Source organism: Mesobacillus subterraneus (assembly GCF_020524355.2).
Taxonomy (GTDB): Bacteria; Bacillota; Bacilli; order Bacillales; family Cytobacillaceae; genus Mesobacillus; species Mesobacillus subterraneus_C.
This window is the reverse complement of sequence record NZ_CP129019.1, coordinates 4,321,475-4,346,899: the sequence shown is the minus strand read 5'-3', so window position 1 is coordinate 4,346,899 and position 25,425 is coordinate 4,321,475. Positions and strand designations below refer to the sequence as shown.

Sequence of the window (25,425 nt, the reverse complement as noted above, 5' to 3'; positions counted from 1 at the left end):
AAAAGAGATGATATGCGTTTGGTTAGGGGTGTGGAAAGTGAAATTATTTGTTGGACTTGGGAATCCAGGAAGGCAATACGATAAAACAAGGCACAATATCGGCTTTGAAGTTATTGATGAGCTATCCAAACGGTGGAATATCCCATTGGATCAGGCAAAGCATAAAGGTTTATATGGAAAGGGATTTGTTGGTGGCGAAAAGGTTATCCTGCTTAAGCCATTAACTTATATGAACCTTTCTGGTGAATCGATCAGCGCCGTTATGGATTTATTTTTATGATATGGATCTGGAGGATCTGGTCGTGATCTATGATGACCTCGATATGCCGACTGGTAGGATCAGATTGCGCCAAAAAGGCAGCGCTGGCGGCCATAATGGAATTAAGTCGACGATTGCCCATACTGGAACACAGGAATTCAAGCGAATCAGGGTAGGTATCAGCCGTCCTACAAATGGAATGGCCATTACGGATTGGGTCCTGGGACGTTTTACAGCAGAAGAAAACGAGCAGATGGCTGAAGCTGTCATGAAGTCTGCCGATGCTTGTGAAGAATGGATGAAAAAACCTTTCTTAGAAGTGATGAATACATTTAATCAATAGCGGAATTTATCGAAGAAAAGCGAAATTAACATGCCGATCTTTTAATCAAGTAATATTATGCAAAAAAAAGAATCATACAATAGGCTAAGTGCATAAGTTCCTGCCAAAGGGTCAATAATGATAATGACTTAATTTGGGAGGGACGGGCATGGCTATACACTATCATTGCCGTCATTGCGGCACGAATATCGGCTCACTGGACAGTTTGTCTGTCCACAGTGAAAGTTTAGGGCTGCATAAGCTGACAGGGGAAGAGCGCCAGGAGATGGTTTCTTATACAGGAAATGGTGACATCAATATAAAATCGATCTGTGAAGACTGTCAAGAAGCCCTGGAACGCAACCCAGACTTCCATCAGCATGACTACCTAATTCACTGACAAGCTTTGGATTTCTCATCCAAAGCATTTTTCTGTTTGTATATTGGCCGTCATTATTAAAGGCTGTTTTCGTAAAGATTGTTGTTAACATCCTAAAGCCGATTTTAACGTGAAAAAATCGATTTTGTAGTTCGGTATTAAGTGTGCATGCTCTTTTCTCCTAATAATTTTTAATTTTGTGAAGAAACATAGGGCATTTAATCCTATCTTGTAGTCAATAGCAACAAAGTTTAAGAAATGAGCCTTTTTAAAAGTAAAGATTAGCATTTTTTTATAGAGAGGGAGAGGTTTGGATGCAGGGGCTGAAAGCTCTATTTAGTCATCAGGATGATGTCCAATCTGTTATTTCCGGAATGGATGCGGGGCTTAGGGAACAGCTCGTCGCAGGCCTGTCTGGTTCGGCGAGGACGGTCTTCTTGGCCGCGATTTATGAACAGACGAAGCGCCCCGTCCTGATTGTCACACATAATTTATTGCAGGCGCAAAAACTTTATGATGATCTTGTAAATTTAATAGGGGAAAATGATGTCTATCTTTACCCGGCAAATGAATTGATTGCCGCTGAGATAAGTATTTCAAGCCCTGAGCTTAAGGCACAGAGGATAGAAGCTCTGAATCATTGGAGCAAAAAGAAGACAGGCATTGTGATTGTCCCGATGGCTGGCCTGAGAAAGATGCTGCCGCCAAAGGATCTTTGGTCCAAATTCCAACTGACCTTCAAGCTCGGTGAAGAGATTGATCTCGAATCGATTCTTAATCGCTTTGTAAGCATGGGCTATGATAGGGCAGAAATGGTTTCCGCTCCTGGAGAATTTAGCCTCCGCGGCGGTATTATCGACATTTATCCGCTGACATCGGCAGATCCGATTAGGATTGAGCTGTTTGATGCTGAAGTTGATTCCATCCGGACATTCTCGCTTGAGGATCAGCGCTCGAAGGAAAAAATGAAAACGGTGGCGATCGGACCTGCTACAGAAAATCCAATCGAAAATGAACAGCTGGACCGTCTGATCACGGGGCTGGAAACTGGGCTCTCAGGCAGTATGAAGAAGCTTAAAGATGACAAAGCGAAGACGCTGATGGCGCAAAATATCGGCTATGAATTGGAACAGCTTCGTAATGGTCAAAAACCTGACCAGGTTTTTAAATATTTATCCATAGCTTACGAAAAGCCTCAAAGTTTAATAGATTACTTGCCGGCAAATGGTTTCCTGTTCGTCGATGAAATAAGCAGGGTACAAGAGATGAATGAGTCTCTTAGCAAGGAAGAAGCGGAATGGTATACAAGTCTTCTTGGTGAAGGGCAGATCATCCATGACGTGAAGATTTCACACCAGCTGCCTGACTTGATGGGTAAAGCCGGAAAGCCGATTGTGTATCTATCGTTATTTTTAAGGCATGTGCCAAATACGAGTCCGCAAAACATCATCAATATTTCATGCAAGCAGATGCAGAATTTCCACGGGCAGATGCATGTGCTTAAAGGGGAAGTCGATCGCTGGCGCAAAGGAAACTATGCGGTCATTTTCCTCGGGACGGACGCAGAAAGAGTAAAAAAGCTCGAGCGTGTTCTTGAAGACTATGAAATCGATGCAGTAAAAATGGGCAGCAAGCAGGAATTGCTTCCTGGGAAAGTCCAGATTATCCAGGGCAGTCTGAATACAGGCTTTGAATTTCCAATCCAGAAAATTGCCGTGATTACGGAAGAAGAACTTTTTAATAAAAAGACAAAGAAGCCTGCTAGAAGACAAAAGCTTTCTAATGCAGAGCGAATCAAGAGTTATTCTGAGCTGAAAATTGGCGATTATGTCGTCCATGTAAACCATGGTATCGGTAAATATCTTGGCATTGAAACGCTCGTGATCAATGGCGTCCATAAGGATTATCTTCATATTCGATACCAGGGAACGGATAAGCTTTATGTTCCGGTCGAACAGATTGACCTTGTCCAGAAATACGTCGGTTCAGAAGGTAAAGAACCTAAGGTGTATAAGCTTGGCGGAAGCGATTGGAAACGGGTCAAGAGCAAGGTCCAGTCCTCTGTCCAGGATATCGCAGACGATTTGATCAAGCTTTACGCAGAGCGTGAGGCTAGCGTCGGGCATGCGTTCTCTCCTGATGGCGAGATGCAGCGCGATTTTGAATCTTCGTTCCCGTATCAGGAAACAGAAGACCAGGTTCGTTCAATTCATGAAATCAAGCTTGATATGGAACGTGAACGCCCGATGGATCGCCTGCTGTGCGGAGATGTCGGCTATGGTAAAACAGAGGTGGTCATCAGGGCTGCCTTCAAGGCAATTGCTGATGGTAAACAGGTGGCTTTCCTTGTGCCAACGACCATCCTTGCGCAACAGCACTTTGAGACCCTCAGGGAAAGGTTCCAGGACTTCCCGATTAACATTGGTTTATTGAGCAGGTTCCGTACCCGCAAACAGCAGACAGAGACAATCAAGGGACTGAAGGCTGGAAGTGTTGATATTGTTGTGGGAACCCACAGGCTCTTATCAAAAGAAATCACCTACAGCGACCTTGGCCTGCTGATCATCGATGAAGAACAGCGCTTTGGGGTAACGCACAAGGAAAAAATCAAGCAGTTGAAAACGAATGTAGATGTCCTGACTTTGACGGCGACGCCGATTCCAAGGACGCTGCACATGTCGATGCTCGGTGTCAGGGATTTATCAGTCATCGAAACGCCGCCTGAAAACCGCTTTCCTGTCCAGACCTATGTCATGGAATATAACGGGGGGACTTGTCCGTGAGTCGATTGAGCGAGAGCTTGCCAGGAACGGACAAGTATACTTCCTTTATAACCGTGTTGAGGATATCGAACGGAAGGCTGAAGAGATTTCCATGCTTGTGCCTGATGCACGTGTCACTTTTGCACACGGCCGCATGACCGAAAATGAATTGGAATCCGTCATGCTTGGTTTCCTTGAAGGAGAATATGATGTTCTCGTCAGCACGACAATCATTGAGACAGGTGTGGATATCCCCAATGTAAATACATTGATTGTTTACGATGCGGATAAAATGGGTCTTTCCCAGCTTTATCAGCTAAGAGGTCGTGTTGGACGTTCAAACAGGGTGGCCTACGCCTACTTCACATACCGAAAAGATAAGATCCTGACTGAGGTTGCTGAAAAACGCCTCCAGGCAATCAAAGAATTCACCGAGCTGGGTTCTGGTTTTAAAATCGCAATGCGTGACCTGTCAATCCGTGGTGCCGGTAATCTGCTCGGTGCCCAGCAGCATGGTTTTATTGACTCAGTCGGTTTTGATCTGTATTCACAGATGCTCAAGGAAGCAATTGAGGAACGCAAGCCTGAGAAGGACCAAGTGCGCAAGCCTTCAATTGAAATTGATCTTGAACTTGATGCATATTTACCTGATAGCTACATCTCTGATGGGCATCAGAAAATCGAGATGTATAAGCGTTTCCGTGGAATAGAGACATTGAAGGATATCGATGAATTAAAAGAGGAAATTACCGACAGGTTCGGAGATTATCCTGCAGAGGTGGAAACTCTATTCAAGGTAGCGGAACTTAAGGTATATGCAATCACCGCAGGTGTAGAAACAATCAAGCAGGTTAAGCAGGATGTCACTATACTTTTATCAGAAGATGGAAGCAGCAGAATTGATGGACAGAAGGTGTTCAAGCTAAGCAGCCAATATAGGAATGCAGTCGGACTTGGAATGGAAGGCAAAAAACTAAAGATGGTCGTCCACACGAGAGGCATGAAAAACGACCGCTGGTTCGACATTACTTTCGAGATGATTAAAGGACTTCATGACTCCCAAAAAGAACAGGAAAATTCAGTATCGTAATCACATGGAAATAATTTGTAATACAACTGTAAAACGATAAGGTGTTTCAAAAAAGATAGACAAGGGTAATTTTTGTGTGTACGCAATTATTAGCTGGAAGGTTTATCCGTTTTTGGCACCTTTATCACTTCAATGAAAAAAATAATGAGAAGTGTATAGAACTTTCCATATGAAAGATACTAAGTTCAAATCTTGGTAAGGTTGATTAATAAAGGCATTTCTTCACCGGATGCTCTTTTCGTTAACTATGTTAGCCGAAAAGCAAAATCAATGCACAACCTTACCTCAAAAAAATAATCATCAGATGAAAGTGAGGCAACGTTGGATGAAAGCAACTGGTATTGTTCGTCGTATCGATGATTTAGGTCGTGTCGTCATTCCTAAAGAAATAAGAAGAACACTTCGTATTCGTGAAGGTGATCCACTCGAAATCTTTGTGGACCGTGATGGTGAAGTCATTTTAAAGAAGTATTCACCAATCAGTGAGCTGAGCGATTTTGCAAAGGAATATGCAGAAGCACTGTATGATAGCTTAGGCAACCCGGTATTGATTTGCGATAGAGATACTTATATCGCATTGGCTGGAGGTTCAAAGAAGGACTATCTGAACAAAAACATCAGTGAACTCGTTGAAAAGACGATGGAAGACCGTACTTCCTCCCTTGTGAACCAGCAGACGAATATTTCGCTTGTTGAAGGAAATGAAGAGCCTGCTTCTGCTTATACAATTGGGCCGATCATTGCAAACGGAGATCCAATCGGGGCAGTCATTATCTTCTCTAAAGAAGGATCATTGGGCGACGTGGAACAAAAAGCTGTTGAAACAGCAGCAGGCTTCCTGGCAAGACAGATGGAGCAATAATCAAGATTCCTGATTTTTACCGATTAATATCTTACCTAACAAGGCAGCTGACAAAGCTGCCTATTTTTTTCGTGTCTGAAAAGCTCCAACGTGCGAGTCTCGGAGCCGCTTATTAATTTGGTATGGATATCGCCTTTGTTACAGGCTTCTAACAAATAGATATTACAAATTTGCTTGCGGACGTAGCTTTCACCCTTATGATATAATTACGTTTGAAACCGAAAATTGGAAGGAGATGGGCGATGAAGCCCGTTGCAGATTCAAATGAATTGATGAAGGGAGCCATGATCCTGACGATGGCAGCCCTCATTACAAAAATCTTGAGCGCAGTTTACCGTGTCCCGTTTCAAAATATCGTCGGGGACATTGGCTTTTATATTTATCAGCAGGTTTATCCCTTTTTAGGGATAGTCATGGTTTTATCTACATATGGATTTCCAGTTGTAATATCCAAGCTTTATACAGAGCAGCAGGCTGCAGGTGATACTGGCAGGGCGGATCGGCTCTTGGCTATTTCACTAGTTTTCCTCAGCATGGTTGGGCTGCTGTTCTTTTTGTTTTTCTATTTTGGTTCGGGATGGATTGCCGAAAAAATCGGTGACCCTGACCTCAAGCCTTTATTCAAGGTCGTTTCCGTGCCATTTCTGATCTTCCCGTTCACCTCTGTGTTCAGGGGGTACTTCCAGGGAAAAGGAAACATGGTTCCGACTGCGATCTCCCAGGTTTCTGAACAATTCATCCGTGTTGCGACCATTCTGATCCTCTCAGCGGTTCTGGTACAACAAGGCTTTTCTCTTTATATCACTGGTGCCGGTGCTGTGTTTGGATCAATAACCGGTGGAGTCATTGCCGTTTTCATTCTCGGCTCTTTCTATCTCAAAAATGGAGGAACGAATCCCTTCACGCGCTTTTATGTTAGGGATATGATCAAGGACACAGCCTGGGTCGTAAAAGCACTGGTAATCCAGGGGTTTGCAATCAGCATTAGTGGGATGCTGTTAATATTGCTTCAGCTGGCAGATTCATTGAATATGTATGCCTCATTGCTGGAAACAGGACTGACGGCGGAGGAAGCAAAATCAGCAAAAGGGATTTTTGACCGGGGACAGCCGCTGATCCAGCTTGGGACAGTTGTCGCCACCTCGATGTCATTAAGCCTTGTACCGGCGATTTCTGGTGACAAATCAAGTAATCGGCGGGAAAAAGTCATTCCTAAAGTTAGGCTTGCGCTTCAGACAAGCCTAATATTTGGCGCTGCGGCGGCTGTTGGCTTATATAGCATCATCGTTCCAGCAAATATCATGCTGTTTGAAAATGCAAATGGATCGGATGTTCTTGGAGTGCTCAGCCTGATGATATTATTTGGCTCTGTCATCCTGACGATCATGAGCATTTTACAGGGTCTTGATAAGTCCATTTTTCCAGCTGCCGTCGTTCTTTCCGGGTTTGGATTTAAATACCTATTAAATCTTTTGCTCATCCCTATTGCTGGAACGATGGGGGCAGCTATTGCCACGTTGGGTGCGATGCTGGTTGTCATGTTTATCCTGATTTACAAACTAAGGCGTGAGCTGGGGCAGCCTGTTCTATCGCTTGTTTTTATAGCGAAAATATTGTTTTCCTCGGCAGTGATGGCTGTCGCACTGCGATTATTTTTACTTATAACGGATTTCGGATTTGGATATATTGAACCAGACAGGCTCGGAGCTGGATTTCAGGCATTGAGCTCAGTAGCAATTGGATCACTTATTTATCTTTTTATTTTGATAAAAACCAGAGCCTTGACTGAAGGTGAACTAGTAACTTTGCCGTTTGGCAGCAGAATTGTCCAGTTGTTCTTTAAATAGAGCATTGAAGGAGGAAGTGTGGATATGACAAACAAGATATTGATCATTGGACTGGGGGCGGGTGACCTTGACCAGCTTCCGCTTGGTGTATATAAAAAATTGAAGCAGGAAAAAAACCTGTACTTGCGGACAAAAGAGCATCCAGTCGTCGCAGAGCTTGAAAAGGAAGGATTACAGTTTGAATCCTTCGATGATGTATATGAAAAACATGATCAGTTTTCGGATGTATATGAAGAAATAACAGAGATTTTGCTTGCAGAAGCTGAAAAAGCCTCTGTAACCTATGCGGTCCCCGGACATCCTTTGATTGCAGAGCGGACCGTGCAGCTCCTGCTCGAACGAGGCCCGAAGCGGGATACGGAAATTGAAATCGGCGGCGGACAGAGTTTCCTTGACGCCATGTTCCAGGCCCTGGCGATTGACCCGATTGAAGGTTTTCAACTGCTTGACGGCACCGCGCTGTCAAAAGAAGATTTACTGCTAAAGAGCCACACAATTATCGGGCAGGTGTATGACGCATTCGTTGCATCTGACGTCAAGCTGACGCTTATGGAAAAATTGCCGGATGATTATGAGGTATACATCGTGACAGCTGCCGGAAGCAGTGAGGAAGTTATTAAAAAAGTTCCATTATATGAACTCGACAGGGAGATGGAACTTAGTAATTTGACATCTGTTTATGTTCCTCCTGTTGAAAATGAGCAAATTTTATACAAGGATTTTTTGAAGCTGCGTGGAATTATATCAGAATTGCGCGGTCCGAATGGCTGTCCTTGGGATAAGAAACAAACTCATCAGTCGCTCAAGAAATACTTGATTGAAGAATCGTATGAACTGCTTGAGGCGATTGATAACGATGATATCGATCATATGATTGAAGAGTTGGGGGATGTGCTGCTTCAAGTCATGCTGCATGCGCAGATTGGTGAGGATGAGGGCTATTTTACCATCGATGATGTCATTGAAGGTCTATCTGCAAAAATGGTCCGCAGGCATCCTCATGTGTTCGGGGACAAGACAGCTGAAAATGAAGCTGAGGTTTTGAAAAACTGGCAGGAGATTAAGGAGCAGGAAAAGGGCGGTGCTGTAAAATCAATGCTGGAGGGAGCCGGCAAAGGGCTTCCGAATCTGCTTAAAGCCTATGAGTTGCAAAAGGAAGCTGCTAAAGTAGGTTTCGACTGGAAGACGGCGGACTCGATTCTTGATAAGGTAAAGGAAGAAATCGACGAGCTTTCCGAAGAAATCTCCGCAAATGGCATCCAGGAAGATATCCAGTTGGAATACGGGGACCTATTGTTCGCGCTCGTCAACTTCGCAAGGCATTATGACATCAATCCTGAAGAGGCTCTGAACAAAGCCAACCGGAAGTTCATGCGCCGCTTTGCCTATATCGAGCAAAAAGCAGCAGAGAATGGACGAAGTGTTGATGAGTACACATTGGATGAATTGGATGCTTTCTGGGAGGAAGCAAAAACACAAGGGTTATAGAGAAAGGCTACTTTTTCATTGATGGTTGCTTAATACAGTATTCCGCATTCTTAGAGGTTTCAGGCTCTTATCGAAGAGCTGCCGAAATGAATATTCGTATTTAAGCGTAAAAACCCATAAGCCGGTTTTTACTTTGAGTGAATGAAAAGTGTATAGGTAAATCAAACCAATAATAAAAAAGGGGTTTAAATACGATGAGGTTGGATAAATTCTTAAAAGTATCAAGATTAATTAAAAGAAGAACATTGGCGAAGGAAGTATCTGACCAAGGCAGAATTTCTATCAACGGTGTGCCGGCGAAAGCGAGTTCGAATGTTAAAGCAGGAGATGAGTTGGCGATTCGTCTTGGACAAAAGGTTGTTTCTGTAAAAATTGAACGCATCCAGGAAAATTCACGCAAGGAAGAGGCTGCTGAAATGTATACCATCCTCGGCGAAGAGCGGATCCCTGGGGATGACGAAGAGTAAGACGAGCATCGTTTGAAGGCTTGTTCTATTCTCCCTTTTTCAATCATAAACATGTACAAAAGTGCATTATGATTGTGAGGGGTATTAATGAGCCAATATTACGAAACGAATCAAACGAAGAGCAATTTGCCAGACCATGATTTAGTGATGAGAGGCAGAAGGACACTGGAAATCACAGGAGTAAAGCAGGTTGAAAGCTTCGATAATGAAGAATTCTTATTAGAAACTGTCATGGGATTCCTGGCGATCAAGGGCCAGAACCTCCAGATGAAGAATCTGGATGTCGACAAAGGAATCGTGTCGATCAAAGGGAAAATCTTTGACCTGGTCTATCTTGATGACCAGCATGGGGAGAAGGCTAAAGGCTTCTTTAGCAAGTTATTCCGATGACGCTTTCGACTCAATTTTTGACCATGCTCGCCATGATATGGATGGGCACTCTATTCGGAGCTTCCCTAGATACACATAATCGATTTCTGAAAAGATCAAAACGAAAGTCGTGGATTGTCTTTATCAATGACATCTTATTTTGGGTGTTCCAAGGTCTGTCGATATTTTATGTCTTATTTTCAGTAAATATGGGAGAATTGCGTTTTTATATCTTCCTGGCATTGTTATGCGGATTTGCAGCGTACCAGAGTCTTTTTAAAAATATGTACCTTAAGGTGCTTGAGCGGGGCCATTGCCATCACGATCAACGTGTATGTTTTTATCGTGAAAGCAATCAGGATGCTTGTGGTAAGGCCGCTCCAGTTTCTTGCTGCCACCGCCTTATCACTGCTGCTTTTGACGGGGAAGGGGCCTTTACGCTCTAGGAAAATGGCTTCTTGCCGTTTTGCTATGGCTGTTAAATATTTTTATTTGGAAACCAGTTAAGACGATATTCTTACTTTTTTGGAAACTTTTGCCGAAAAAAGTTAAAAAAAGCGTCGAGAAGTTATATAATAAATTGGCAGGATTTCTAATTATAGTAAAGAATTATTCTATTAAGACGATAAAATGGATAAAGAAAGTAAAAAAATAAATTACAAGGAGGACTGCGAGGAATGGGTGTCATCAGGAAAAAGAACATAGCCAGGATTGAAAATCAATATGTACAGCAGCGTGAAAAAGCAGGGATTGCGGAATCTAGAAAGCGAAAACTGCTTTTCAGGCGCCTCGCAGTCTTTGCTCTCTTCGCATCGGTCATCTCTTATTTGATGATCTCAACGTACATCTCCCAGTCTGCCACGCTCGAAAAGAAGCAGGCGGATAAGGAACAGTTTGAACAAAAGTTAGCAAGCCTTCATAAGAAGCAGGAGATTCTGGATGAGGAAATCGTCAAATTAAACGATGATGAGTACATAGCAAAGCTTGCCCGCAAGGAGTATTTCCTGTCCGAAAAGAATGAAATCATCTTCAACCTTCCCAAAGAGAAAAAGGACTCCCAAGATTCGCCTTATTGACACTCTTTTTTGATATTCTGTATAATATAATGTAAGTTTGATTTTTTATATCTTTAAGGAGGCAAAACTTTTTTATGTCAATCGAAGTAGGCAGCAAGCTACAGGGAAAGGTAACAGGTATTACAAATTTCGGGGCGTTTGTGGAACTGCCGGGAGGCTCAACTGGACTGGTCCATATCAGTGAGGTTGCAGACAACTATGTAAAAGACATTAATGACCACCTCAAAGTGGGCGACCAGGTTGAAGTAAAGGTTATCAATGTTGAAAAAGACGGTAAAATCGGTTTATCTATCAAGAAGGCTGTTGATAGACCAGAACGACCTGCAAGACCAGAAAGATCTGAATCAAGACCTTACTCTCAACGTCCACCACGTGGCGGCGGAAGAGGACACGACAACCGCAATGCCCGTCCGGAAAATTTCGAATCAAAAATGGCGAAATTCTTGAAGGACAGTGAAGACCGCTTATCCACTCTAAAACGTGCTACCGAATCTAAGCGCGGCGGAAGAGGAGCTAGAAGAGGGTAACTTGCTGCTAAGTGAATATATATAATAGCAGGAATCATGCTATACCAAGACAAGTCTTTTAAAGGGCTTGTCTTTTTGTTTTGTTATTGTGCTGGATTTCTCTAAATTAGAGATCAATGGCAAATTTGTTGCTGTTTTTCCGCTAATTGATGTTTTTTTTCGATAAGAACCGATTCTAGATGTAACGGAGTAGTATTAGCTAACGCGATAGGGAGAATGAGACATAAAAGAAGGTAGATCAGAGGGGAACATATAAAAAATAGTCAAAAAAACACCCGATTATGATGATTAATAGTAATTGGAAAAATTATTCTATTAATGAGCGCTAATAATTGCGTAAACATCCTGCATAATCGCTCAATCAAACGGAATATTCTCACGAAAACCGACCGGAATTGCACAAACATACGCCATAATTGCACATTTATCCAATATATGTAAACAAGATAAGTGGATATAGGAAAAGCAGAGCATCTGCATTGCCAGACGAACGATGCGGAAGTGAATTGGGGTAAATGGAGTTGGAGTTACGCTGGCTTTCCCACAACCAGCAATACAAATAAAAAACCTCGCTCCTGTAAAAGGAACGAGGTTTTCGTACGTGGATGACCCCTACGGGATTCGAACCCGTGTTACCGCCGTGAAAGGGCGGTGTCTTAACCGCTTGACCAAGGGGCCATATTATTAATGTTGTCCAGCTTCAGCGCTTGTCGGAGCTAAGCAGTCGCCTACGCTTTTCTAATTGTCCAGCTGCGGCTCCTAGCTCCTCGAGTCGCTTCGGTCCGGCCGATGAAGTCAAAGAACGACTTCACCTGCCGGCCTTCCAGCGCTTGTCGGAGCTAAGCAGTCGCCTACGCTTTTCTAAGTAGCGGCGGAGGGGATCGAACCCCCCGACCTTACGGGTATGAACCGTACGCTCTAGCCAGCTGAGCTACACCGCCATATTGGTAATGTGTTTTGAGGCACAAGAAATATAATACATAGATATTAAAATAGTGTCAATGGATTTTTAAAAGAAAAGAAGAAAATATTAATAGGTAAATTTTAGCGGTGTTTGTAGCGGTGGTAAAAATATTCCGTGTTATTTCGAGTATTTGCTTTATTTTCGGGGAAATGCGTCGAACGAAACTTTTATGCTTGTCCTTATTTTTGACAAACTTCTGGATTGCTCCCTTTTATAATAATCAGCAACGATAAAAAAACGGGGAGTGTGTTTAATGCAAAAGGTAGAAAGGAACATGATGGAACCGATCGGTGAAGTTCATCTCGAGGAATCACGATTCAGGTTTGCTAAAGGCATGTCGAAGCTGCAATCCAAAATTGAGAACCTTTTCCTAAAAAAAGGCTATATCTTTCTGATCATTGGATTCTTGCTTGGCCGTGCCTTGATCCTGGCTCAGTTGACCCCTTTTAGCCTTCCATTTTTTGCAGCCGTGTATCTTATCCGGAAAGACCGCGCCCCTATCGCGCTGTTTGGGTTGGTTGCCGGGGCTGCGACATTGTCATTTACTGACGCCATCTTTACGTTTGGATCTGTATTCTTATTTTTAATGTTATACAAGCTGACGAAAAAATGGATTCAGAACTCTATGAAAGTCCTGCCGTTTTATATATTTTTTACTATTTTAATAGGCAAAATGTTGAAAGTTCTAATTTTGTCTGGAAATATCACTTTGTATGAAGGAATGATGACGGCAGTCGAAGCGGGTCTTGGTCTTGTGTTGACTTTCATTTTCATGCAAAGCATTCCGTTGATGACAGCCAGCAAACGCAAGCAGTCTTTGAAAACGGAGGAAATCGTCTGTTTGATCATCATGCTAGCTTCAGTGATGACGGGAACCATTGGTTGGACAATCTATGATTTGTCGGTAGAGCACGTAATGTCACGGTACCTTGTCCTCGTATTTTCATTTGTCGCCGGTGCCACAGTGGGTTCCACAGTCGGTGTTGTAACAGGGTTGATTTTCAGTCTCGCGAACGTTTCGAGTTTTTACCATATGAGCCTGCTGGCCTTCGCTGGTTTGCTTGGCGGCTTGCTAAAAGAGGGAAGGAAACCAGGGGTAGCACTTGGATTGTTAATTGCCACGCTGTTAATTGGTATGTATGGTGAAGGCGGAGGTGCGCTCGGCCAGACGCTGACTGAATCAGCGGCTGCAGTCTTGCTATTCTTTCTTACTCCTCAATCACTTACGTCAAAAATCGCTAAACATATTCCAGGTACACCTGAGTATTCAGCCGAGCAGCAGCAATATATGAGAAAAATGAGAGATGTGACAGCACAGCGTGTCGTCCAGTTCTCAAATGTATTTGAAGCATTGTCGAAAAGCTTTTCGACTTTGCAGGTCCAGGATGAAACGGTTGAAACGGATCGCGATATGGATTATTTCTTAAGCAATGTAACAGAGAAAACGTGCCAAACATGCTTTAAAAAAGACCATTGCTGGACAAGGAACTTTAATACAACCTATGACTATATGAGTGAGATTATGCAGGAGATGGATCAAAATTCCGGTGCCGTGCCGCAAAAACTTACCCGCGAATGGGACAAACATTGCACAAGATCTAAAAAGGTCATGGAAATCATGCAGCAGCAGCTGACCTATTATCAAGCGAACAAGAAACTAAAGAAACAGGTTCAGGAAAGCAGGCGTCTTGTGGCTGACCAATTGCTCGGTGTTTCGGAGGTAATGGGAGATTTCGCAAAAGAAATCCAGCGCGAACGCGAAAACCACTCGAAACAAGAAGAACAAATACTCGAAGCCCTTCAGGAGTTTGGCATCCATATCGAGCATGTGGAGATCTATAGTCTTGAACAGGGGAATGTGGATATTGACATGACGATTCCGTATTGCCAGGGACATGGTGAATGTGAAAAGTTAATCGCACCAATGCTTTCCGATATCCTGAAAGAAAACATCGTTGTCAATTCCGAAGAATGTTCGACATTCCCGAATGGTTTTTGCCATGTGACATTCCGGTCTGCTAAAGCCTATGCAGTGTCTACAGGAGTGGCACATGCGGCTAAGGATGGGGACCTTATTTCAGGAGACAGTTATTCTACTATTGAGCTGAGCGGCGGAAAGTACGCAATTGCCATCAGTGACGGAATGGGCAATGGTGTAAGGGCTCATTCCGAAAGCAGGGATACGTTATTGCTGCTGCAGCAAATCCTGCAATCCGGAATCGAGGAAAAAGTAGCCATCAAGTCGGTGAACTCGATTCTTTCGTTAAGGACAACCGATGAAATTTTCTCCACCCTCGATTTAGTCATGATCGACCTGCAAAACGCGTCTGCACGTTTCTTGAAAATCGGTTCGACGCCAAGCTTCATCAAACGTGGCGGAAAAGTAATGAAGGTGCAGGCGAGCAACTTGCCGATGGGAATATTGCAGGAATTCGAAGTAGATGTTGTCGGCGAACAACTGAAAGCAGGGGACCTGCTGGTAATGATGAGCGATGGCGTATTCGAAGGCCCTAAGCATGTCGAAAACTATGATTTATGGATGAAACGAAAAATCAATGAACTTCAAACAGAAGATCCGCAGGCAATCGCAGACTTGATCATGGAGGAAGTGATCCGTTCCCGCGATGGCTCCATTGAGGATGACATGACAGTGGTTGTCGCAAAAATCGATCACAATATCCCGAAATGGGCTTCGATTCCAGCGACCAATTATCAAAAGCGGGCTTAACGGCTTAATTTGGACGATTCGGTATCGATTTTGAGAAATGTCTAGCTCCAACCCCTAGCCCGTCGAGATGCTTCGGTCCGCCCAATGAAGTTAAAGTACGACTTCACAGGTCGGCCCTCCAGCGCTTGTCGAGGCTGACCATGGCGCTTCAGCTTTTCTAATGTATAAAACCCCTCAGTTTCGTCGAAAATGGTAACAAATTTATCATAGGCTTTTTTCTTTTACTAGTTTGTGAAAGTTGAGCCTGGAAGTGAGGGGATTGCATGAAAACAGGTACAATCAGGCAAATATTACTCATAACAGATGGCTGCTCTAACCAGGGTGAAGATCCGATTGCGATGGCTGCACTGGCTAAGGAGCAGGGGATTACAGTCAATGTCATTGGTGTGATGGAACAGGATGTTATAGATGAACAGGGCATGACAGAAATTGAAGGGATTGCCATGTCAGGCGGAGGAGTCAGCCAGATTGTCTACTCTCAGCAGCTTTCCCAGACAGTCCAGATGGTCACAAGGAAGGCGATGACCCAGACTCTTCAGGGAGTAGTGAATAAAGAACTTCAGCAAATCCTAGGCGGCGGCCGGACAGTGGAAGATCTTCCGCCGGAGCAGAGAGGCGAAGTAATGGAGGTCGTGGACGAGCTCGGAGAAACGGTAGAGCTGGATGTGTTGATTCTTGTCGATACAAGCGCAAGCATGAAGCACAAGCTTCCTACAGTAAAGGAGGCCTTGCTGGACTTGAGTTTAAGCCTGAATGCAAGGTCAGGGGATAATCGTTTTGCCGTATTTGTATTTCCCGGGAAAAGAAATGATGTCGAAAAATTGCTGGATTGGACCCCGAAACTTGAGTCGCTCACAAGCATTTTCGCCAAGCTGACGACCGGAGGAATTACGCCAACAGGTCCTGCCCTTCGCGAAGCACTTTCTCACTTCAATAAAAAACGATCTTTAAGGAGCCTATTATCCGGTGATGATGAATCCTTCTTTGAAGAATCTGTGTAAGGTCATTCCTGGTACGATCATTGAAGGGAAATGGCACCACAATCGTTATACAATCATAAAAGAGCTTGGTTTTGGAGCGAACGGGATTGTTTATCTGGCAAGGTCCAATAATACACAAGTAGCATTGAAAATGAGTGACAATGGAATGTCAATCACTTCTGAGGTCAATGTGTTGAAGTCATTTGCCAAGGTCCAGGGATCTGCCCTAGGACCTTCTTTGCTAGATGTGGATGATTGGGAACGTCCCGGCAAAAAAGTAAGCTTTTATGCAATGGAATTCATTAAAGGACCAGATTTCCTTGCGTTTTTGCAGCAAAAAGGACCGGACTGGACAAGCGTGATGATCCTCCAGCTGCTTGCGGATTTGCAGCTGCTCCATGAAAATGGCTGGGTATTTGGAGATTTGAAGCCGGATAACTTGATTGTGACTGGCCCCCCGGCAAGGATACGATGCATAGATGTAGGCGGTACGACGATGCAAGGCAGGTCGATTAAAGAATTCACCGAATTCTTCGACCGCGGCTACTGGGGACTTGGCAGCAGGAAAGCAGAACCAGGATATGACTTGTTCGCTGTCGGTATGATCATGGTAAACACGGCCTATCCCAAAAGGTTTACGAAAAGATCAGGCGGAATAAACGAAATCCTGGATAAAGTAAAACATAGCCGGGAATTGAAGGTTTTTGAAAAGGTCATTTATAACGCGCTTTCAGGTAACTACCAATCAGCGATGGAGATGAGGTCTGATCTGCTGCAGGTCCATCAGCCAGGTTCATCATCGAAGAAAAGTACCGTACAGCATAAGGCAGTGCTGCAAAAGCAAACGCAGCAAAATATAAATCCAAGCACATCCAGGGCAAAAACATGTTCAGCTGGCCGACAAACAAGGAAGGGCTATAATAAGAAAAAGAAAAAATCGTCTGCCATTGAAACAGTCACCATCATTCTGATTATCTCTTTATTATATTTTTTCTATATTTATAGCCAGATTACCTGATTTATTGAAACCTTTTGCCGCTTCATCCGTACATAAGGGATACAGCTCTGTTTTTTGAGAAAAGAAGGGCAAAAGTGTTATGCTGAAAAATAATAAATCTGTTGATTTAGAAGATTAATGGGTTGCCGGCTTGGGTATAGTCATAAACCGGCAATATCAGTAAGGAAGAACAAGATGATTGAACAAAAGGTGAATGCCTTTCTTGAAAGGCATGATTTTCAGCTGAATAACATGTCCATTGCAGTTGGGGTTTCTGGAGGACCGGACTCGCTCGCACTGCTCCACTTTTTATCTTCGCTGCGGGAACGGAATTCCCTGAAGATTGTGGCTGTCCATGTGGACCATATGTTCCGTGGGGAGGAGTCTTATCAGGACGCGCTGTTTGTGAAAGATTTTTGTGGACAACGGGATATCCCTTTTGAGATGAAGAGGACGGATGTGCCGGCCTATATGCGCGAGACAGGGCTAAGCTCCCAGCAGGCTGCCCGTGAATGCCGATACAGCTTTTTCGAGCAAATGATGGAAAAGCATCAGCTTCAGTACCTTGCATTGGGTCATCATGGTGATGACCAGGTTGAAACGGTATTGATGAGGCTGACGAGGGGCAGTTCTGGGAAAGCAAGGGCAGGTATGCCTTTTTCAAGGGGAATTGGTCCGTTTACGATTTTTAGGCCATTTTTATGCCTTTCAAAAGAGGAATTGAAAGAATACTGCTCCGTGAAATCTTTGAAACCAAGAATTGACCCCAGCAATGAGAAGACATACTATAGCAGGAATCGTTTCAGGAAGTCTGTACTCCCTTTTTTAAAAGAAGAGAATCCAGCGGTACATGAGCACTTCCAGCGTTTTAGCGAGGAGCTGCAGATGGATGAAGAATATCTTATTGAATTAACAAGCGAAGAATTGAATAAAGTAATGAAGAAAGAGGACAAAAGAATAACGATTAGTATTAGTTCCTTTCAGGAAATGCCAATGCCTTTACAAAGAAGAGGGATTAAACTAATATTAAATTATCTTTACAATGATCGACCTGCTTCTCTTTCCGCTATACATATTGAAAAGATTTTTTCAATAATTCGCAATCCCCATCCATCTGGAACTCTTGATTTCCCCAGCGGTTTAAGAATCATACGATCGTATGGAAATTGCCACTTCGAATTGAATCCACCAGAAAGGCAAAGCTATCACTTCGAATTATCGGAGCCAGATCAGCTTAGGTTGCCCAACGGTGGGGTCATTGATGCTCAATTGCTCAATGGTGCTCATGAGAGGAAAGTTTCTAATGATTGTTTTATCGTTGACCTAGAGCAAACAGGAACTCCGTTGATCATCCGGACAAGACGAAATGGCGACCGGATATCATTGAAGGGGATGACGGGTTCAAAAAAGGTAAAGGATATTTTCATCGATATGAAAATACCATTAGCCCAAAGAAATGAATGGCCGATTGTCACAGACATGGAAGGCAGGATTCTTTGGCTTCCAGGCATGAAAAAGTCGAACCATGAATCAACAGAAGGAAACAGGTTATTACTATTAACTTATATAAAGTATTGATATTCTTCCAGGGGGCACAAGGATCATGATGAAAAATGATATTGAAAAGGTATTGTTTACAGAAGAGGAAATCCAGGAAAAGACCAGGCAGTTGGCGGCTCAATTAACTGATGAGTACCAGGACCGCTTTCCGCTGGCAATTGGTGTTTTAAAAGGTGCAATGCCATTCATGGGCGACTTGCTAAAGCGCATGGATGCGTATCTTGAAATGGACTTCATGGATGTTTCCAGCTATGGAAATGCCATGGTATCTTCAGGAGAGGTGAAAATCCTAAAGGACCTCGATACTTCAGTAGAAGGTAGAGACATCCTAATCATCGAGGACATCATCGACAGCGGTTTGACTCTCAGCTATCTAGTTGAGCTTTTCAAATACCGTAAGGCAAAATCAATCAAAATCGTCACTCTTCTTGATAAACCAACAGGAAGGAAAGCGGATATTACAGCCGACTATGTTGGATTCATCGTTCCTGATGAGTTTGTTGTCGGATATAGCCTTGATTATGCGGAAAAATACCGCAACCTGCCATATATCGGTGTTCTGAAGCCAGAAGTATACTCAAATTAATACGGTTACAATTTAGTGAATGAAATTTCACATTTCGAATAAGAAGCAAATATTCTGAATGTTAATTTCTTGTATTAGCATAATTTGCTATGATACTATTTAGTATAGTTTGTCTACCGTGGGAGGAGGTAAGGGATGAATCGGATCTTCCGTAATACCATCTTTTATTTATTGATATTTTTAGTCATTATCGGAGTTGTGAGTTTCTTTAATGGCAATAACCAGCCAACAGAACCAATCTCTTACGATAAATTCATGCAGGAACTTGAGGCAGGCAATGTTGAAGGTGATTTGACGCTGCAGCCTGAACGTGGAGTGTATGAGGTAAGAGGCCAGATGGAAGGCCAGGAAGAAGGAAAAGGCTTCATCACATATGTCTGGAACAATCCAGAGACTCTTAACAGAATCGAACAAGCAGCTGAAGCTGCAGATGTAGAAATTTTGCCTGCTAAGGAAACAAGTGGCTGGGTGACGTTCTTTACATCCATCATTCCGTTTATCATTATTTTCATTCTGTTCTTCTTCTTGCTGAACCAGGCTCAAGGCGGCGGAAGCCGTGTCATGAACTTTGGTAAGAGTAAAGCAAAGCTTTATAACGAAGAAAAGAAGAAAGTCCGCTTTAAAGACGTGGCGGGTGCAGATGAAGAAAAGCAAGAGCTTGTCGAGGTTGTTGAATTCCTGAAAGACCCTCGCAAGTTTGCTGAGCTTGGGGGCGCGTATTCCAAAAGGGATCCTTTTGGTAGGGCCTCCGGGTACAGGTAAGACTTTGCTTGCCCGTGCTGTTGCAGGGGAAGCTGGCGTGCCATTCTTCTCAATCAGTGGTTCCGACTTCGTGGAAATGTTTGTCGGTGTCGGTGCTTCACGTGTACGTGATCTATTCGAAACAGCTAAAAAGAATGCTCCATGTATCATCTTCATTGATGAAATTGATGCAGTCGGCCGCCAGCGTGGCGCTGGTCTTGGCGGAGGGCATGATGAGCGTGAACAGACGCTTAACCAGTTGCTTGTAGAAATGGATGGATTCGGTGCCAACGAAGGGATCATTATCGTTGCCGCTACGAACCGCCCTGATATCCTAGACCCAGCATTGCTGCGTCCTGGTCGTTTTGACCGCCAGATTACAGTTGACCGCCCTGATGTAACAGGCCGTGAAGCTGTTCTGAAGGTACACGCTAGAAATAAGCCGCTGGATGAAACGGTTAACTTAAAGAGTATTGCTTCCCGTACCCCAGGTTTCTCTGGAGCGGATCTTGAAAACTTATTGAACGAAGCTGCGCTTGTTGCAGCCAGACGAGATAAGAAGAAGATTGACATGGAAGATCTGGATGAGGCAACTGACCGCATCATAGCCGGTCCTGCCAAGAAAACTCGTGTCATCTCCAAGAAGGAAAGAAATATTGTGGCCTTCCATGAAGCTGGCCATACTGTCATCGGGGTTGTCCTTGATGAAGCTGAAATGGTCCACAAGGTAACGATTGTCCCTCGCGGACAGGCCGGCGGATATGCTGTAATGCTTCCAAAGGAAGACCGTTACTTCATGACCAAACCGGAACTTCTTGATAAAATCACTGGCCTCCTTGGCGGCCGTGTAGCTGAAGAAATTGTCTTTGGTGAAGTAAGCACAGGTGCCCACAATGACTTCCAGCGTGCGACAGGCATTGCGAGAAGAATGGTTACTGAATTCGGTATGAGTGACAAGCTGGGACCAATGCAGTTTGGCCAGGCGCAGGGCCAGGTATTCTTAGGCCGTGACCTGAACAATGAGCAAAACTATTCTGACAAGATCGCATATGAAATCGACCTTGAAATTCAGACCATCATTAAGGAAAGTTATGCAAGAGCGAAAAAACTGCTAACAGAGAATCGTGATAAGCTTGATATCATTGCGAACACATTGTTAGAGGTGGAAACACTTGATGCAGAACAAATCAAGCATTTGATCGATCATGGCCGTCTTCCTGAACGTAAAGTAGTCAGTGTTGACAGTGACGACATGAAAGTAACGATCAATAAGAAAAAAGATGAGATGCCTGCAATCGAAGAGACTGATAAGAAAGTTGACTCAGTCATTGAAGACCCAAAAGCTATCGATGAAAATCCAAAAGAATAGATTTCAGAAGCAGGTGCTCTTAGCGGGGCACCTGTTTTTTGCCTCTTTGGCTTCTTTTATCGTTTTCCTTCCTGTTCAGTATATTGATTGTTGGCTGGGTTGAACCTTTAAAATACAAAGTGAAACGGTTTACTTTACTTAGTGAATTCCTGATGATTATGATATGATATTTTCAGTATTGATCCAGAAAACTATTAATAAGTTGGTGAATAGCTTGATTTTTGTTTTTGATGTCGGGAATACAAATATCGTGTTAGGTGTTTATGATAAAGAAGAGTTGAAGCACCATTGGAGAATAGAAACGAACCGCCATAGAACGGAAGATGAATTTGGCATGATCGTCAAAACTCTTTTTGACCATGTTGATCTTTCTTTTTCAGATATTGATGGAATCATCATCTCGTCTGTCGTTCCGCCAATCATGTTCTCGCTTGAGAGAATGTGCCAGAAGTACTTTCACCGCAAGCCATTAGTCGTCGGTCCTGGAATTAAGACAGGACTGGACATTAAATATGAAAATCCAAGAGAGGTCGGAGCGGACCGGATCGTCAATGCGGTTGCGGCGATACATGAATATGGAAGCCCTCTGGTCATTGTCGATTTTGGTACAGCTACCACTTACTGCTATATCAATGAGCATAATCAATATATGGGCGGAGCGATTGCGCCGGGGATCGGCATCTCTACTGAAGCCCTATATTCAAGGGCTGCCAAGCTCCCGCGGATAGAAATCAGCAGACCGGATGATGTGGTTGGAAAGAATACGGTTTCGGCCATGCAAGCTGGCATTCTGTATGGATATGTTGGACAAGTAGAGGGAATAGTTAAACGGATGAAAGATAAGAGTGCAGTCCCTCCTAAAGTGATTGCGACAGGCGGCCTGGCAAATTTGATTGCCCAGGAATCAAATATCATCGATGCCGTGGATCCTTTTTTAACGTTAAAGGGATTGCAACTTATCTATAAGCGCAATATCGAAAAACACAATTAAGCTTCCTTAAAGAGAGGATGCATATAATTTTACAGCATGAAGGGAGTAGAAAAATGAGCGATTATTTAGTAAGGGCACTAGCTTTTGACGGACAAATCAGAGCATATGCAGCAAAAACGACGGAAACAGTCGGGGAAGCTCAGCGCCGGCATTATACATGGCCTGTAGCATCTGCTGCACTTGGCCGGACTATGACAGCTGGTGTGATGATGGGTGCCATGCTCAAGGGCGAAGATAAGATGACAATCAAGGTTGAAGGTGGAGGGCCGCTTGGGCTCATTCTTGTGGATGCGAATGCAAAAGGACAGGTCAGAGGGTATGTATCAAACCCTCATGTTCACTTTGATTTGAACGAGCACGGCAAGCTGGATGTAAGAAAAGGTGTTGGCACGGACGGTACACTCACTGTCGTAAAGGATATAGGACTGCGTGACTATTTTACAGGACAGGTTCCGATTGTATCGGGTGAGCTTGGAGAAGACTTTACCTATTACTTCGCGACTTCTGAGCAGGTCAACTCTTCCGTTGGTGTCGGAGTACTGGTTAATCCTGACAACTCGATCAAAGCAGCAGGGGGATTCATCATTCAGCTGATTCCAGGGACTACAGAAGAAACGATTACAGCAATCGAACAACGATTGCAGACGATCCCTCCAGTATCAAAGCTGATTGAAAAGGGCTTATCTCCTGAAGAATTGCTGGAGGAATTGCTTGGAAAAGAGAATGTTAAAGTTCTTGATACAATGCCTGTGAATTTTGAGTGTAATTGCTCGAAGGACCGATTCAGCAATGCCTTGATCAGCCTGGGGTCAGATGAAATCCGTGATATGATCGAGACAGAGGGACAGGCAGAAGCACACTGCCATTTCTGCAACGAAAAGTACATGTTCTCCAAAGAAGAACTGGAAGAGATAGAGAGAGAAGCGAAATAAGTGATATCTGGGGGAAGAGAATTGGAAAAAAAGCAGCTTTGGTACATTATTGCCGGGTTAGCCATATTGAACGCGATAACTCTTGTGATGCTGATAGCCAAGCCTGCTATCCTCGAGGGGAATAAGGAAACCGTTGCGGAGATTGGCAAGGAGTCCATCTCCCGCCAAGAATGGCTCACTGAGCTTGAAGAAAGATACGGACAGGATACGCTCAGAGATCTGATTGACCAGAAAGTAGTCAAACAAATGGCGGAGGAGTATAACATCAAAGTGTCTGACGAGGCTGTTGAGCGTGAACTGACAATCTATAAAGCGATGTACTCTTCAGCTGGCAACGAGCCGAGGACAGAAGATAAATGGAAGCAGCAAATAAAATATAGTTTGCTGCTTGAAGAAATTTTAACGAAGGATGTTAATGTTTCAGAGGAGGATATGAAGTCCTTTTATGAACAGAATAATAGCCTTTTTGACCTCCCTGCATCCTATCATTTGTCACAAATAGTCGTCGAAACGAAAAAAGAAGCTGAATCAGCGGTGAAAGAGCTGAAAGATGGTTCTAGCTTCACTGCGCTAGCGATGGAGCGGTCGATTGATGAGTTTTCTGCGAATGAAGGTGGAGACATCGGCTTTGTTACAGAAGAAGATGAGCTCGTTGCCCCGGAGGTAATCGATGCAGCAAAGACGCTGAAACCCGAAGAATGGACAGGTCCTGTAAAAGTGGAGAATGGTTATGCGATTGTTTATCTTCATGAAAAACTCGAAGGAAAGAAATATGCCTACAGCGAAGTCAAGAACCAGATTCGCAGGCAGATTGCCCTCGAGCAAATGGACATTCCTGTGTCGGCACGGGCGTTCTGGAATGATGCGGAAGTAAGCTGGTTTTATGGAGATAAAGAGAAGAAATAACGAACGAAGCACTGGTGAACTCGACCGGTGCTTTTTCTTTGTTTAGATAAAAGAAAATAGGATAGTTTAAAGAAGATAGGGCTCATATTGATCGCGCTTTTGAATCGGGTAGTGAAACCATCCGTAAAAAAACAGCGCTGATTGTGAAATCACCAAAATGGACGAAAAGAACCTAGGCAAAAGACTTATATTTACTATTGTCGAAGCATACAGATTGACATAGACTGAAAGTACTGGTAAATTTTAATAAAACCAATTAAAATAGTCGGAATAAGGAGTGGGTAATATGGTACGCATTGCAAATTCCATTACTGAGCTGATCGGGCAGACACCAATCGTTAAGTTGAACGGACTTGTTGATGAGCAAAGTGCGGATGTATATTTAAAGCTTGAATACATGAACCCGGGCAGCAGCGTCAAGGATCGTATCGCTTTGGCGATGATTGAGGATGCAGAGACAAAAGGGTCTCTAAAACAAGGGGATACAATCATCGAGCCAACGAGTGGAAATACCGGAATCGGTCTGGCGATGGTAGCAGCAGCCAAAGGCTACAAAGCGATTCTCGTCATGCCAGAAACGATGAGCATGGAGCGCAGGAATCTGCTTCGTGCCTATGGGGCGGAACTTGTGTTGACTCCTGGTCCAGAAGGAATGGGCGGTGCAATCCGCAAAGCGGAGGAACTGGCAAAGGAAAACGGTTATTTCATGCCTCAGCAGTTTGAGAATGAATCAAATCCTTCTGTGCACGAGCGAACGACTGGACCGGAAATCGTCAAGCAGATGGGTGACCAGCTGGATGCCTTCATCGCTGGTATTGGTACGGGCGGAACAATCACAGGAGCAGGCAAAGTTCTTCGTGAAAAATACAAAAATATCAAGATTATCGCTGTTGAGCCGACAGACTCCCCGGTATTGTCCGGCGGAAAACCAGGACCTCACAAGATCCAGGGAATCGGTGCAGGATTCGTTCCAGGTGTACTTGATACAAACGTGTACGATGAAATCTTCAAGGTTGAAAATGAGCAGGCATTCGACTATGCCCGCCGCGCAGCAAAAGAAGCAGGAATCCTTGGCGGAATCTCTTCAGGCGCAGCCATCTACGCAGCTCTGGAAACAGCGAAAAAGCTAGGCAAAGGCAAAAAGGTGCTGGCAGTGATCCCGAGTAACGGAGAACGCTACCTGAGCACACCACTTTACCAATTTGAAGAATAGATAGATGAAG

The 25,425-nt window shown here is 43.8% G+C and carries 18 protein-coding genes, 2 tRNA genes and 3 pseudogenes; 21 read left to right on the top strand and 2 right to left on the bottom strand.

Going from position 1 to position 25,425, the window contains the following annotated elements; genetic code table 11:
* Positions 1 to 37: 37 nt before the first annotated feature.
* The 11 genes and pseudogenes from pth to LC048_RS22650 all read left to right on the top strand — a co-directional run bounded on the left by pth (position 38) and on the right by LC048_RS22650 (position 11,448).
* Positions 38 to 602, top strand: a pseudogene (gene pth, locus LC048_RS22700) (aminoacyl-tRNA hydrolase).
* Positions 603 to 750: 148 nt separating this feature from the next.
* On the top strand, positions 751 to 981 hold the full coding sequence (locus tag LC048_RS22695) for an anti-sigma-F factor Fin (protein ID WP_226607274.1): 231 nt from the start codon (positions 751 to 753) through the stop codon (positions 979 to 981).
* 293 nt (positions 982 to 1,274) lie between these two features.
* Positions 1,275 to 4,812 (top strand): annotated as a pseudogene (mfd, locus tag LC048_RS22690) (transcription-repair coupling factor).
* 325 nt (positions 4,813 to 5,137) lie between these two features.
* Complete coding sequence (spoVT, locus tag LC048_RS22685) at positions 5,138 to 5,674, top strand: stage V sporulation protein T (RefSeq protein WP_023613309.1); 537 nt, start codon at positions 5,138 to 5,140, stop codon at positions 5,672 to 5,674.
* Between the two features lie 242 nt (positions 5,675 to 5,916).
* Positions 5,917 to 7,521 carry a putative polysaccharide biosynthesis protein gene (locus tag LC048_RS22680; RefSeq protein WP_226607268.1) on the top strand — a complete coding sequence of 535 codons (1,605 nt, stop codon included), beginning with the start codon at positions 5,917 to 5,919 and terminating at the stop codon, positions 7,519 to 7,521.
* Between the two features lie 24 nt (positions 7,522 to 7,545).
* A complete protein-coding gene (mazG, locus tag LC048_RS22675; protein WP_306048853.1) occupies positions 7,546 to 9,009 on the top strand; it encodes a bifunctional methyltransferase/pyrophosphohydrolase YabN in 1,464 nt (487 codons plus the stop codon).
* Between the two features lie 194 nt (positions 9,010 to 9,203).
* Positions 9,204 to 9,476, top strand: a complete 273-nt coding sequence (locus LC048_RS22670; RefSeq protein ID WP_226607263.1) for an RNA-binding S4 domain-containing protein — start codon at positions 9,204 to 9,206, stop codon at positions 9,474 to 9,476.
* 87 nt (positions 9,477 to 9,563) lie between these two features.
* On the top strand, positions 9,564 to 9,866 hold the full coding sequence (gene yabP / locus LC048_RS22665) for a sporulation protein YabP (RefSeq protein WP_214710346.1): 303 nt from the start codon (positions 9,564 to 9,566) through the stop codon (positions 9,864 to 9,866).
* Entirely contained in the window at positions 9,863 to 10,291 is a 429-nt protein-coding gene (gene yabQ, locus LC048_RS22660) for a spore cortex biosynthesis protein YabQ (protein WP_371931952.1), read from the top strand. The genes yabP and yabQ overlap by 4 nt, the downstream gene beginning before the upstream one ends.
* A 231-nt stretch (positions 10,292 to 10,522) precedes the next feature.
* Positions 10,523 to 10,921, top strand: a complete 399-nt coding sequence (locus LC048_RS22655; RefSeq protein WP_226607259.1) for an FtsB family cell division protein — start codon at positions 10,523 to 10,525, stop codon at positions 10,919 to 10,921.
* Between the two features lie 74 nt (positions 10,922 to 10,995).
* Positions 10,996 to 11,448, top strand: coding sequence for a S1 domain-containing RNA-binding protein (locus tag LC048_RS22650; protein ID WP_082904662.1), 453 nt, complete (start codon positions 10,996 to 10,998; stop codon positions 11,446 to 11,448).
* Positions 11,449 to 12,054: 606 nt separating this feature from the next.
* On the opposite strand, the gene LC048_RS22645 is transcribed toward LC048_RS22650, so the two are convergent.
* Both LC048_RS22645 and LC048_RS22640 read right to left on the bottom strand, forming a co-directional pair.
* Positions 12,055 to 12,126 (bottom strand) — tRNA-Glu (locus LC048_RS22645).
* A 188-nt stretch (positions 12,127 to 12,314) separates the two neighbouring features.
* A tRNA-Met gene (locus LC048_RS22640) sits at positions 12,315 to 12,389 on the bottom strand.
* A gap of 276 nt (positions 12,390 to 12,665) precedes the next feature.
* Between LC048_RS22640 and spoIIE the strand changes: the two genes are divergently transcribed.
* The 10 genes and pseudogenes from spoIIE (at position 12,666) to cysK (ending at position 25,415) form a co-directional block, all read left to right on the top strand.
* Positions 12,666 to 15,140 carry a stage II sporulation protein E gene (spoIIE, locus tag LC048_RS22635; protein ID WP_226607256.1) on the top strand — a complete coding sequence of 825 codons (2,475 nt, stop codon included), beginning with the start codon at positions 12,666 to 12,668 and terminating at the stop codon, positions 15,138 to 15,140.
* A gap of 263 nt (positions 15,141 to 15,403) precedes the next feature.
* Entirely contained in the window at positions 15,404 to 16,141 is a 738-nt protein-coding gene (locus LC048_RS22630; protein ID WP_226607253.1) for a vWA domain-containing protein, read from the top strand.
* The gene (locus LC048_RS22625; protein WP_226607356.1) at positions 16,110 to 17,138 is read left to right on the top strand and encodes a protein kinase domain-containing protein; all 1,029 of its coding nucleotides are present in this window, start codon (positions 16,110 to 16,112) and stop codon (positions 17,136 to 17,138) included. The genes LC048_RS22630 and LC048_RS22625 overlap by 32 nt, the downstream gene beginning before the upstream one ends.
* 174 nt (positions 17,139 to 17,312) lie before the next feature.
* Positions 17,313 to 18,695, top strand: coding sequence for a tRNA lysidine(34) synthetase TilS (gene tilS, locus LC048_RS22620; protein ID WP_306048849.1), 1,383 nt, complete (start codon positions 17,313 to 17,315; stop codon positions 18,693 to 18,695).
* A gap of 28 nt (positions 18,696 to 18,723) precedes the next feature.
* On the top strand, positions 18,724 to 19,263 hold the full coding sequence (gene hpt, locus LC048_RS22615) for a hypoxanthine phosphoribosyltransferase (protein WP_443137082.1): 540 nt from the start codon (positions 18,724 to 18,726) through the stop codon (positions 19,261 to 19,263).
* Positions 19,264 to 19,398: 135 nt separating this feature from the next.
* A pseudogene (ftsH, locus tag LC048_RS22610) lies at positions 19,399 to 21,373 on the top strand (ATP-dependent zinc metalloprotease FtsH).
* 214 nt (positions 21,374 to 21,587) lie between these two features.
* The gene (locus LC048_RS22605) at positions 21,588 to 22,364 is read left to right on the top strand and encodes a type III pantothenate kinase (protein WP_226607246.1); all 777 of its coding nucleotides are present in this window, start codon (positions 21,588 to 21,590) and stop codon (positions 22,362 to 22,364) included.
* 53 nt (positions 22,365 to 22,417) lie between these two features.
* Positions 22,418 to 23,296 (top strand): Hsp33 family molecular chaperone HslO, encoded by an 879-nt coding sequence (gene hslO / locus LC048_RS22600; RefSeq protein ID WP_226607244.1) that lies wholly within the window; start codon positions 22,418 to 22,420, stop codon positions 23,294 to 23,296.
* A gap of 21 nt (positions 23,297 to 23,317) precedes the next feature.
* Positions 23,318 to 24,202, top strand: a complete 885-nt coding sequence (locus tag LC048_RS22595; protein WP_226607242.1) for a peptidyl-prolyl cis-trans isomerase — start codon at positions 23,318 to 23,320, stop codon at positions 24,200 to 24,202.
* A 286-nt stretch (positions 24,203 to 24,488) separates the two neighbouring features.
* Positions 24,489 to 25,415, top strand: coding sequence for a cysteine synthase A (gene cysK, locus LC048_RS22590; protein WP_226607239.1), 927 nt, complete (start codon positions 24,489 to 24,491; stop codon positions 25,413 to 25,415).
* Positions 25,416 to 25,425 lie beyond the last annotated feature (10 nt).

Coding starts and splice junctions, on each gene's coding strand:
- LC048_RS22695 (WP_226607274.1), top strand. CDS start 751: ATGGCTATACACTATCATTGCCGTCATTGCGGCACGAATATCGGCTCA.
- spoVT (WP_023613309.1), top strand. CDS start 5,138: ATGAAAGCAACTGGTATTGTTCGTCGTATCGATGATTTAGGTCGTGTC.
- LC048_RS22680 (WP_226607268.1), top strand. CDS start 5,917: ATGAAGCCCGTTGCAGATTCAAATGAATTGATGAAGGGAGCCATGATC.
- mazG (WP_306048853.1), top strand. CDS start 7,546: ATGACAAACAAGATATTGATCATTGGACTGGGGGCGGGTGACCTTGAC.
- LC048_RS22670 (WP_226607263.1), top strand. CDS start 9,204: ATGAGGTTGGATAAATTCTTAAAAGTATCAAGATTAATTAAAAGAAGA.
- yabP (WP_214710346.1), top strand. CDS start 9,564: ATGAGCCAATATTACGAAACGAATCAAACGAAGAGCAATTTGCCAGAC.
- yabQ (WP_371931952.1), top strand. CDS start 9,863: ATGACGCTTTCGACTCAATTTTTGACCATGCTCGCCATGATATGGATG.
- LC048_RS22655 (WP_226607259.1), top strand. CDS start 10,523: ATGGGTGTCATCAGGAAAAAGAACATAGCCAGGATTGAAAATCAATAT.
- LC048_RS22650 (WP_082904662.1), top strand. CDS start 10,996: ATGTCAATCGAAGTAGGCAGCAAGCTACAGGGAAAGGTAACAGGTATT.
- spoIIE (WP_226607256.1), top strand. CDS start 12,666: ATGCAAAAGGTAGAAAGGAACATGATGGAACCGATCGGTGAAGTTCAT.
- LC048_RS22630 (WP_226607253.1), top strand. CDS start 15,404: ATGAAAACAGGTACAATCAGGCAAATATTACTCATAACAGATGGCTGC.
- LC048_RS22625 (WP_226607356.1), top strand. CDS start 16,110: ATGATGAATCCTTCTTTGAAGAATCTGTGTAAGGTCATTCCTGGTACG.
- tilS (WP_306048849.1), top strand. CDS start 17,313: ATGATTGAACAAAAGGTGAATGCCTTTCTTGAAAGGCATGATTTTCAG.
- hpt (WP_443137082.1), top strand. CDS start 18,724: ATGAAAAATGATATTGAAAAGGTATTGTTTACAGAAGAGGAAATCCAG.
- hslO (WP_226607244.1), top strand. CDS start 22,418: ATGAGCGATTATTTAGTAAGGGCACTAGCTTTTGACGGACAAATCAGA.
- cysK (WP_226607239.1), top strand. CDS start 24,489: ATGGTACGCATTGCAAATTCCATTACTGAGCTGATCGGGCAGACACCA.